Raw genomic sequence first — 10,167 nt, 5'->3', positions numbered from 1 at the left:
GATCCGCAGGGGCCAGGGGGCGTCGCAGGTGACGCGGACGTGGGGCCAGACGTAGTGGCTGGCGGTGAACGTCACGAGGTGATCGCGTGTGACGGAGATGTCGTGGTCGTGCGGACGGTCGAGGCGCAGGGTCCGGCGGCCGGGGTCCACGCGGATCTGGGGAGCGAGGGTGCGGAGCATCGGGAACAGGCCGTGGTGGGCGATCCGGGCGCCTGAGCGGGTGATCGACTCGTACAAGGAGGGCTCGATGCGTTCCCATTCCTGGGCGAAGGCGGCGTCCCAGTAGTCCTCCAGCACGGTGAGCGCCTCGTCGAGGACGGGAAGGGGGTCGGTGAGGATGCGCTCCAGGCGTGCCGCCCGGCTCGGGTCGCTGGTGCGGTAGTCGGTGAGCACCGCGTCGCGGGTGGCGCGGTCGTCGACGAGGTCGTCGCCGGTGTGGCGGGTGGTGTCGACGAGCGTTCGGGTGAGTTCGGCGGCCAGCAGAGCGGGCGGCAGGCCCCGTACGGCCGCGAGCTGGTCCGCGAAGTCGGCGTCGTGATCACCGGCGCGGCTTTCGAAGAGGGCGGGGATGTAGTCGGCCACGACGAAGTCGTGCCCGCGCATACGCCGGCGCAGGGCGGCGGGCAGGCGGCGGCACCGCCTGACCCAGGGGACGTGCAGGGCGTGGTGGCCGGGGTCGGTGAGGACGTGCCAGGAGTGGGCGGCTTCGAGCAGGGGGGAGACGGAGAAGGCGATGTCCTCCTCGGCCGTCTCGGCGAAGCGCAGGGTGATCACGATTGCAGGATTTCACAATCAGTTGATCGGAACCGGTCGTCCCGGCCAGGCTCAGGACCGGATCGCGCGCCGTCCGGCCGCAGGTCCACTCCCCCTCCGTTCCGAGCAAAGGCTGCAGGTGACTCCATGAGTACGCCCGAAGCGCCCTGGCAGGTCGTACTGGACTCCGCCGGCTGCCCGTACACCGTCCACGAGCATGCCGCCGCGCACAGTGTCGCCGAGCGTCAGGCCCTGCCCTTCCCCTGGTCGCAGGCGGTGAAGACGCTCGCCTTCGCCACGTCGGACTTCCCACTTTTGCTCGTGGTGCTGCGGGCGCAGGACCGGGTGGACTTCGCCCGTCTGGCGGCTCTTTCGGGCACCAGTCGTTCCCGGCTGCGCGCGGCGGACGCCGGCCTGCTCGCCGCGGAGGGCCTGGTGCCCGGTGGCGTGCCGCCGGTCAGCCACCGGCCCGGGGTGCCGTGCCTGATCGATGCCGCGGTCGTCGACCCGGGCCGGATCGTCTACTGCGGTGCCGGATCGGCCGACCGCACCCTCCAGATCAACTCCGCCGACCTGGCCCGCCTCCCCCGCGCCCAGGTGGGCGTCCTTTCCCGGTAGCCGTCCACCTGCGCGCCGGGCCCACCTCTCGTCACTGCTCACACCACCGCACCGCCCTTCGCCGGCTGCGCGGCACAGATCAGGAAGTCCCAGCTCATGGTGAAGACGGAAAGCCTTCTCGCGTTCGCCGCGATGTCCTTCGTCGTGATCGCGATCCCCGGCCCGAGCGTCCTGTTCGTCGTCGGCCGCGCCCTCGCGCACGGCCGACGCACCGCGCTCGCCACCGTCCTGGGCAACCTCCTGGGCTGCTACGCCCTCGTCCTCGCCGTCGCACTCGGCGTCGGCGCCCTGGTCCAGAGCTCGACCACCGTGTTCACCGCCGTGCGGCTGGCCGGCGCCGTGTACCTCGTCCACCTCGGCGTCCAGGCGTACCGCCACCGTGACCGGCTGCGCGCCGATCTGACGACCGGGGAGGGCGAACGGCGCGGTGATCTGCGCACCGTCCTGGACGGCCTGCTGGTGGGCGCCACGAACCCCAAGGGCCTGGTCTTCTTCGCCGCGGTCCTGCCGCAGTTCGTGAACCACGCCGCGGGGAACATCCCGTTGCAGATGATGGTCCTCGGCCTGATCCCGGCCGGGATCGGCCTGGTCTGCGACACCGTCTGGGGCCTGGGTGCCGTGGCGGCCCGGACCTGGTTCGTCGGCTCCGACCGGCGCCTGTCGATGATCGGCGGCGCGGGCGGCATCGCACTGATCGGCCTCGGGCTCGCCGTCGCCACCACCCGCCACTGACCCCGCTGCACCGTCCGCCCCGTGCGTCCGGCGGTGCGAGCGCCCCGGCTCCCCCACCGCCGGCTGCCAGGATCGAGGCGGTGAAGCTGTAGAAGCCGAGCAAGTTGCGGTGCTTGAGCGGGGACAGACGGGCGACATCCTCGTCCTGGATCTCGTGGTTTCGGCGCGGAGCCGGCCGACGGCGGCGTCGTCCTCGGCGTTCAGTGTCCTCGGCAAGCCTCTGTTCGGTACGCGTCTCGGCGTGCAGCTCTGCCATGGGAAGTCAGCATTTACTGATCTTGTACCTGGGAAAGAGCCTGTGCTTCTTTGGTTTCAGACGGCTGAGGACCATGTGCGTCAACGATCTTCGAAGAAGTCTCCAGGGAGGGGACCCGCTCAGCCCGTAGCGACAGCAGAGAGGAGACGAACAGCAGCACGGCGATGAGGATCGACACTGCGGTGATGGCTGGGGTCGACCCGTACGCGTCGGCGGCCGTGAAGAAAATGCCGCCGATGATCGCTACTGACAGGGCAGCGCTGATCTGAAGAGTCGCGGTGACCAGACCGCTGGCCAGGCCGGCGAACGCACGCGGAATGTGTGTCACCGTGATGCGGATCAGCGAAGGCAGGGCCAGCCCCTGGCCGAAGCCGATGAGCGCCAGGGGTGCGGCGGCCCAAGAGGTCTGGTCGAATGCGGCGACGAGCCCGGCGAAGGCGAGGAAGCCGATGGTCTCCAGGCACAGACCGAGTGCCGCGATCCGGCGCGGCATGATCCGCATGAGGTACGGAACGGTCAGTGGCCCGACCAGGAAGCCGATGCCCAGCGGCAGGATGTCCAGGCTCGCCTGGAGCGGAGTGCGGCCGACAGCCTGTTCGTGTTCGGAGAAGACGAGGAAGAAGGCAGCGATCGAGTAGAACAGGGCGACCGCCACCAAGGAGATTCGCACGCCCGGCGCGGTGACGGCCCGGGGCGGCACCAATGGCGTGATGTGACGCCCGCGGGACCGGTTGCCGTCGAAGGTGGATTCGTAGCGCCAGAACCCGTGCAGCACGCCGCCCGCGACGACCAACACAACGAAGCACCACCAGGGCCAGCCCAGGGCCTGCCCCTCAAGCAGCGGGATGACGATCCCGACAAGGCCGGCGAAAAGGAAGACGGCACCGATCATGTCAAGCTTTTCTGCACCTCGGGTGTGCGGGTCATGCAGGAACAGGCTGCCCAGCAGGCCCAGGACCGCGACTGGCAAGTTGATGAAGAAAATGGCCCGCCAGCCCAGGCCCCAGACGTCAGCGGTGACGAGGAGGCCGCCCAAGGACTGGCCGATGACCGCGGCGAGTCCGAAGGTCGCGCCGTGGAAGCCGAGGGCGATCGTCTGGTCCCGGCCGTCGAGGCTCGCGCGGATGAGGGCCAGCGACTGCGGCGCCATCAGCGCGGCGGTGAGACCTTGCAGGATGCGCCCGACGACCAGCAGCCAGGGATCGCCGGCCAGACCGCACAGCAATGAGGCAAGGGCGAACCCGACGAGGCCGACGAGAAACACTCGCCGCCGTCCGTACAGGTCGCCCAGACGGCCACCGAGAGTGAGCATCACGGCATAGGTGGCAGCGTAACTGGCCACGATCTGCCGGCCCAGGGTGTCGCCGCCGCCGAGGTCGTCCTGGATCGAAGGGATGGCGAGATTGACGATGAAGAAGTCGAGTGGCGGCAGCAGCGTGCCGGCCAGCAGCGTGACCACGCCCACCCAGGTCCGGGCGGACGCACTTGATGTTGAAGTCATTGCTTTGCCCTGTTCTCGGCAACGACCGTCTCGGCCTGCTTCCCTCAGAGGGACAGAAGAGCGTCGGCGGAACGCTGCATCGTTTCGGCGGGCACGCCGTCGCGTGCCTGAGTTGAGATGCCCATGAGGAACTCGTAGACGAGGCCGACTACGGCTTCCGCGTCCGTCCGCGGCGGCAGCGCACCTTCCGTGGTCGCCTGCCGGACCCTGTCCAGGACACGGGAGCGGGTGATGTCGCGACGCTCGGCCACCATCCGGTAGACCGGGTCGTCGGAGTCCGGGATCGGGGCGGCCAGCACCCTCATGCAGCCCAGTGGGTGTTCCTTGAAACCCAAGCGGACGATCTTCCTCCCGGCGATCTCGTAGGTGCCCGCGCTGTCGGCGAGGGAGGTGTTCATGACCGGGTGTCACCCTTCTCCGCAGTCGTGCCCTCGTCGGCGTCCTCGGCATCGGCATCCGCATCGGCGGCCGCCTGGTCGGCCAGACGTCGCAGGAGGACCAGGCCGTCGTGACCGGCGCTGCCGGGTTCGGCGCTGTAGACGGACAGGTGCTGTCCAGGGGCACTGGCGACTGCGAAGGTTTCGAAGTGCAGCCGCAGCTCCCCTACGCGCGGATGCACGAAGTGCTTCTTCTCACGGGTGCGCGGACGTACCTCATAGCGAGCCCACAGGCTTGAGAACGCCGGGCTGTGCAAGGTCAGTTCACCGACGACCCGCCCGATGCGTTCGTCCGCGGGGAACTGCGAGGACGACGCCCGCAGATTGCTCACCGCGAGACGCGACGCGGCGTCCCAGTCACCGTAGAACGACTTCGCATACGGGTCCAGGAAGATCATGCGCAGCAAGTTGTCGTACCGGGCGAACCCCCGGTAGAGCTCGCGCGCCATCGCGTTCGCGCCCAGGATGTCCTGCGCCGCGCCGACCAGGAACGCGGGCACGTCCGGCATGCCGTCCATCAGCCGGAGCAGTTCCGGAGCGGCGGTCGGCGACGCGGTTGCCCGCGCCCCGAACACCGGCAGGCCGAACCGGAACAGATGCACGGCGGCGTCGTCGTCCAGTCGCAGGGCGCCGGCGATCGACCGCAGCACCTGATCGGAGGGATGCCGTTCCCGGCCCTGCTCCAGCCGGATGTAGTAGTCCGTGCTCACTCCGGCGAGCAGGGCCACCTCGTCGCGCCGGAGGCCCGGCACCCGTCGAGGACCGTCGTCGGGCAGACCGACGTCCTGCGGCCGGACCAGTGCTCGTCGGGCCTTGAGGTACTCACCGAGCTTGTTCTCACTGTCCACCTTGACGACAGTAATGCGGACCGGGTCCCCTGGCGTGGGTGCGCTGCACCCACCCCGGCCGATCCGGCGCTGCGGCGTCACGCCCGTCATTCCTGCTGCTCCGTCGGCCGGACCAGGATCTCGTTCACCGCGACGTGGCGCGGCCTGGTGACGACGAAGGCGATGGTGTCCGCCACGTCCGTGGGACGCAGGCACTCCATCGCGGTGTAGCGCCGTACATCCGGTCCCGGACGTCGGGACGGTTCTGGAGGGGCAGCTCGGTCTCCACCGCGCCGGGCTCGACGAGCGAGACCCGCAGGTGGCGCTGTGTGACCTCCTTGCGGAAGGCTTCGCCGAAGGCGGTCACCGCGTACTTGCTCGCGTTGTAGACACCGCCACCACCGCGGACCATGCGGCCCGCGGTGCTGCTGACCAGGACGATGTCGCTGACTCCGCGGGGGCCGTCGGACGCCGCTTCGAGCAGGTGCGGAGCAGCCGCGTGGGCGGTGTACATGAGCCCGAGGGTGTTGAGTTCGATCATCCGGCGCCAGTCGGTCGTGTCGGCGCCCGTGATCGGTCCGAGGATCATGACGCCCGCGTTGGCCACGACGGTGTCGAGGCGGCCGTATGTGTCGACAGCGCGGGCGACGGCGGCCTGGGCCTGCTCCTCGTCGGTGATGTCGGCGCCCACGGCCAGGGCCTGGCCCCCGGCACTTTCGATCTTCTCGACGAGTGCCTCCAGACGGTCCGCGCGACGGGCCACGACGGTCACACGTGCGCCGAGGGCGGCCAGGGTGAGCGCGGTGCCCTCACCGATTCCGCTACTGGCTCCGGTCACGAGGGCGACCGTGCCGGAGAGGGGACGGCTCCTGACCGCGGCCCACCCCGGGGTCGCGTTCTCGTCCGCCGTGGGATGTGGACATGTGTGGCCCGAATCCGAGTGGTGGGAATGACTGCTCATGGGATCGACGGTAGGGGCGCTTCGACCGGTGTGGGAGGGAGCGTTACCCCCACCCGAGGAGCTGGGGCAGCGCTGCGGCAACCGAGCGCTGACCGACTCCCCTGGGATCAGCACAGCACGACCACCGCCGCGCCCAGGACCCGCAGGGCGGCCCGGGTATGGGTGTGCCGCCGGAGAGCTCCGCTCCCCCGGTGCGTCCAGGGCCGCGGCGGTGGTGCCTAGCGGCGCCTGCTGACGCGCACTGTGGCGATCTCGAAGGGGCGCAGATCGAGTTCGATCGTCTCTTGCGCGTGCCATGTCCGCTGGTCGAGGGCGCGTTCCAGCAGGTCGGTCGACCAGGCTGCTTCGAAGGCGAAGCCGAGCTGCACCGTCGTGCGGGCGCGTGCTCCGGAGGCCTCGTAGACGCGGATGACGACGTCACCGGAACGGTCCTCGGCGAGTTTGACCGCTTCCACGAACACGGAGGCAGCGGAGACCGTCACGACAGGCTCCACACCCCGGCGGGCATCCTTGAGGGTTCGCGCCGGCAGATTCGTACGGTATCCGGCGGACGCGGCGTCGAGGACGCCGCCGGCGACACCGAGGACGGTGCGCAGGACGTGGACGCCCTGATCGGCTTCCGGGTCGGGGTACTTCGGTGCACGGAGCAGGGACTCACGTACCAGCGTCGTGGTTCCGCCGTCCTCGCGCACCGTCCGGGTGATGTCGTGGCCGTAGGTCGAGGTGTTGGCGACCACTGCTCCGAAGTCGCCCTCCGCCACGTGCACCCAGCGGTGCGCGACCGTCTCGAATCGAGCGTGGTCCCAGGAGGTGTTGACGAAGGTGGGGCGCCGGACGTGACCGAACTGAATCTCCGAGGCCGCCTCGTCGGCGCGCAGGTCCAACGGGAAGGCGAGCTTGAGGAACTTCTCCTGTTCGTGCCAGTCGACGACCGTCTCGATCTGCAGCTCGCGATCGCTCTGCGCCAGCCGGTACTGCTGGACGATCGACGACTTCCCGTAGGTGTGACTCACCACGAGCGTGCGGTCGACGATCTCGACGGCGTCCGGAGTGCGCAGCTCGGTCATCGTCCGTTGGTAGGCGCGGTCGATGTCCCACGCCTCGAACATGTTGGGGATGTCGCGGAAGATCTGCAGAACGGACGCCGCCTGACCCGGTGCGACGAGGTCCCGGCCGGTCGTCCGGTCGACGAACGAGGTCAGCAGGCCGTTGCCGTCGAAGCGCGCGGCGACGTGGCCGTTCTGCAACACATACCCGTCGTCGGCCTGGACCGGAAGGACCGCGGGGTCGTCGGGGGCCGAGTCCACGATCACGGCACCCAGGGCCGGGGCGAAGCCGGCCGGCACCGGCGCAGCGTTGAAGACGACCCGGGCATCGCCGTGGCCGGCCAGGACACGCTGGGCCGTTTCGATGAGGGCCTCCAGGCGCGCCGCGACCTCCTGGTAGAGCTTCTCGGCCTCGTCGTGCACCCAGGCGATGGCCGATCCGGGGAGGATGTCGTGGAACTGCTGCAGCAGGACCGTCTGCCAGATCGACTCCAGTTCGTCGTACGGGTAGTCGATGAGCCCCTGGACCGCCGCGGTCGCGCTCCACAGTTCGGCCTCGCGCAGGAGGTGCTCACTGCGCCGGTTTCCCTGCTTCGTCCTGACCTGGCTCGTGTAGGTGCCCCGATGCGTCTCCAGGTACATCTCGCCGTACCAGACGGCGGGATCGGCCAGCGTCTGCTTGGCCTCGTCGAAGAACTGCGTCGGTGAACCGAGCTTGACGCGCGGGGCGCCTTCGAGGTCGCGGTTGCGGTGGGCCGCGGCCAGCATCGCGGGGGTGGGGCCGCCGCCCCCGTCGGACCAGCCGAAGAGGGTGAGGGACGTGTTCGCGGCGCCCTGTTCGGCATACTGCCGTTGTGCTTTCGCCAGGTCACCCGCGCCGAGGTCCGAGCCGTAGGTGTCGTTCGGCGGGAAGTGGGTGAAGATCCGGGTGCCGTCGATCCCCTCCCACAGGAAGGTGTGGTGCGGCATCCGGTTGGTGTCGTTCCACGAGAGTTTCTGTGTCAGGAAACTGTCGGTGCCGGCGCCGCGTGCGATCTGCGGCAGCGCCGCGGTGAAGCCGAACGAGTCCGGCAGCCACGTCTCGCGGGACAGGACGCCGAACTCCCGGAGGAAGAAGTTCTGGCCGTGCAGGAACTGGCGCACGAGGGCTTCGCCGCCGGGCATGTTGGTGTCGCTCTCGACCCACATCCCACCGACCGGGATGAACCTGCCTTCGTGGACCCGGGCCCGGACGCGCTCGAACAACTCCGGGTAGAACTGCTTGACCCAGGCGAACTGCTGGGCACTGGTGGCGGCGAAGACGAAGTCGGCGTCCGCGTCCATCAGGGTCAGCACGTTCGAGAAGGTACGTGCCGCCTTGCGGACGGTCTCCCGGGTCGGCCACAGCCAGGCCGAGTCAAGGTGTGCGTGCCCCACCGCGACGATCGCGTGGGCACTTGAGTGCGCGGGTGAGCCGAGGACCGCGTGCAGTTCGCCCGCGGCCGCCGCGGTCGTGTTGACGACGTCGTCGGGGTCGAGGACGTCGCACATCCGCTCAAGGGCGTGGCGGATCGCCGCTCTGCGCGGGGAGTCGGCGTCGAGCTGACCCATCAGCCCCATGAGCACGGAGACGTCCTGGAGGAGCGAGTCCACGGCCAGGTCGCGCTCTACCAGGGCGAGTTGGCGCAAGGTGTAGATCGGGTCGGTGCCCGCCGTGGCCTTGTCCCCGAGGTGCACCGTGCGGGACCTGGTGGGCGCGGCGAATCCCGAGGGCAGCGGCGCGCCGCCGGCTGCCGAAGCCAGGGTCGTCACGAAGAAGTGCTCAAGCAGGTTGGGGTTGGAGGCGGCTTCGACGTAAAAGTCGATCCTCGTGCCCCGGCCGGGGGCGATGTCGACCACGTGGTTGAAGGGTTCGATGCCCTTCAGGATCGTGCCGTCGGGGCGGTACACCATGCCTTCGGCCTGGAAGGCCGGCAGCAGACCGCTGAACCCGAGGTCCACGAGCATCTGGACGGTCGTGCCGTCATGCCCCCAGTCCTCGGGCACCTCTCCGGTGACGTGGAACCAGGTCGTGCCCCAGGGCTTGCTCCACCGCTGCCCGACCGAGAACGGTTCGAAGTCCTGGGTGACGGCCTCGCTGAAGGGGACGGGTTCGTCGGGTACCTCCCATGCCGTCACCGTCAGCGGCGAGGTCCGACGGTAGAGGTTCGGGGCCAGCCGTGAGCCGACCACATTGCCGATGCGGAGCTGTGCCTGGGTGTCGTCGTCAAACATGTCCGCACCGTAACAGCAAAAAGCTCCGAGTGGAACTTTTTACTTCGCTAGGGTTGGGTCGGTTGCACGCCGAGCCGCGGAAAGGCCGCCGAGATGACGAAGAACGCCGAGGGCAAGGCATCGCCGGTGTCGGGCCAGGGGTCCCGCGGGCGCTACCCGAAGGGGATCCTCCGCCGTCAGCAGATCCTCGACCGCACCGTCGAGGTCTTCGCCGACCTGGGGTTCGAGGGCACGTCGCTGCGGGCGATCGGTGAGGCCATCGGAGTCAGCCATGCCGCACTGCGCCGCTACTTCGAGACCCGCGAAGAACTCTTCCTGGAGGTTCTGCGGGAGAAGGACCGCCAGGCGCTGGCCGCGGCCCACGACAGCGGCACCGCGCCGGGGTTCGCCGCCATGTCCGCGAACTACGTGCTCAAGACGCCAGGACTCATGGCCCTGCGGCACAGCATGGTCGCCCGCGCGCTCGAGCCGGGGCACGGCCACTCACGCGACTTCTTCATCGAGCGATACCGGTCGATCAGGCAAGAGGCCCGGCTCGTCCTGCAGTCCGCCCGGGAGCAGGGAACCGTACGCAGCGACATCCCCCTCGACACCGCAGCCTCCCTCCTGGTCGCGGCGATGGACGGCCTGTCCACGCAGGCGCTGCTCGACACCGAGGCAGACATGTCGGCCGGCATGGCCCTGCTGGAGCAGCTCCTGGCGCCGGAAACCGCCGAAGGCCCGAGCGGAACCTGACAGCCGGCGGACCAGGTCCGCACAGCACTGCACCGCCCCGTCCTGCCC

9 protein-coding genes are annotated in these 10,167 nt (G+C 69.4%); 3 read left to right on the top strand and 6 right to left on the bottom strand.

Annotated elements, in window-relative coordinates:
* Positions 1-774, bottom strand: a 774-nt coding sequence (locus tag FGF04_RS37770; protein WP_149515910.1) for a DUF5937 family protein, incomplete at its 3' end; no start/stop codon positions are given.
* Positions 775-900: 126 nt separating this feature from the next.
* Here FGF04_RS37770 and FGF04_RS37765 point away from each other — a divergent pair.
* Positions 901-1,371, top strand: a complete 471-nt coding sequence (locus tag FGF04_RS37765) for an aminoacyl-tRNA deacylase (protein WP_149515909.1) — start codon at positions 901-903, stop codon at positions 1,369-1,371.
* Positions 1,372-1,467: 96 nt separating this feature from the next.
* Positions 1,468-2,103: a LysE family translocator gene (locus FGF04_RS37760; protein WP_149515908.1), complete on the top strand. Its 636-nt coding sequence runs from the start codon at positions 1,468-1,470 to the stop codon at positions 2,101-2,103.
* Positions 2,104-2,372: 269 nt separating this feature from the next.
* Here the strand turns inward: FGF04_RS37760 and FGF04_RS37755 are convergent, their stop codons facing one another.
* From FGF04_RS37755 to FGF04_RS37735, 5 genes are all read right to left on the bottom strand, one after another.
* On the bottom strand, positions 2,373-3,818 hold the full coding sequence (locus FGF04_RS37755; RefSeq protein ID WP_149515907.1) for an MFS transporter: 1,446 nt from the start codon (positions 3,816-3,818) through the stop codon (positions 2,373-2,375).
* An 86-nt stretch (positions 3,819-3,904) separates the two neighbouring features.
* Positions 3,905-4,258 carry a hypothetical protein gene (locus FGF04_RS37750; protein WP_149515906.1) on the bottom strand — a complete coding sequence of 118 codons (354 nt, stop codon included), beginning with the start codon at positions 4,256-4,258 and terminating at the stop codon, positions 3,905-3,907.
* Positions 4,255-5,145 (bottom strand): helix-turn-helix domain-containing protein, encoded by an 891-nt coding sequence (locus FGF04_RS37745; RefSeq protein WP_149515905.1) that lies wholly within the window; start codon positions 5,143-5,145, stop codon positions 4,255-4,257. The genes FGF04_RS37750 and FGF04_RS37745 overlap by 4 nt, the downstream gene beginning before the upstream one ends.
* A 124-nt stretch (positions 5,146-5,269) precedes the next feature.
* Positions 5,270-5,962: an SDR family NAD(P)-dependent oxidoreductase gene (locus tag FGF04_RS37740; RefSeq protein WP_328596484.1), complete on the bottom strand. Its 693-nt coding sequence runs from the start codon at positions 5,960-5,962 to the stop codon at positions 5,270-5,272.
* 341 nt (positions 5,963-6,303) lie between these two features.
* Positions 6,304-9,384, bottom strand: coding sequence for an alpha-mannosidase (locus FGF04_RS37735; RefSeq protein WP_149515904.1), 3,081 nt, complete (start codon positions 9,382-9,384; stop codon positions 6,304-6,306).
* Positions 9,385-9,477: 93 nt separating this feature from the next.
* Here FGF04_RS37735 and FGF04_RS37730 point away from each other — a divergent pair, with 93 nt between their 5' ends.
* The gene (locus FGF04_RS37730; protein WP_149515903.1) at positions 9,478-10,119 is read left to right on the top strand and encodes a TetR/AcrR family transcriptional regulator; all 642 of its coding nucleotides are present in this window, start codon (positions 9,478-9,480) and stop codon (positions 10,117-10,119) included.
* Positions 10,120-10,167: the final 48 nt, after the last annotated feature.

The organism is Streptomyces apricus (assembly GCF_008369065.1).
Lineage (GTDB): Bacteria > Actinomycetota > Actinomycetes > Streptomycetales > Streptomycetaceae > Streptomyces > Streptomyces apricus.
This window is presented reverse-complemented; position numbering and strand designations above follow the sequence as displayed.

What these genes read in the sequence shown, in the direction of transcription:
- FGF04_RS37735 (WP_149515904.1), bottom strand. Translation starts at nt 9,384, where the DNA reads ATGTTTGACGACGACACCCAGGCACAGCTCCGCATCGGCAATGTGGTC.
- FGF04_RS37765 (WP_149515909.1), top strand. Translation starts at nt 901, where the DNA reads ATGAGTACGCCCGAAGCGCCCTGGCAGGTCGTACTGGACTCCGCCGGC.
- FGF04_RS37730 (WP_149515903.1), top strand. Translation starts at nt 9,478, where the DNA reads ATGACGAAGAACGCCGAGGGCAAGGCATCGCCGGTGTCGGGCCAGGGG.
- FGF04_RS37760 (WP_149515908.1), top strand. Translation starts at nt 1,468, where the DNA reads ATGGTGAAGACGGAAAGCCTTCTCGCGTTCGCCGCGATGTCCTTCGTC.
- FGF04_RS37750 (WP_149515906.1), bottom strand. Translation starts at nt 4,258, where the DNA reads ATGAACACCTCCCTCGCCGACAGCGCGGGCACCTACGAGATCGCCGGG.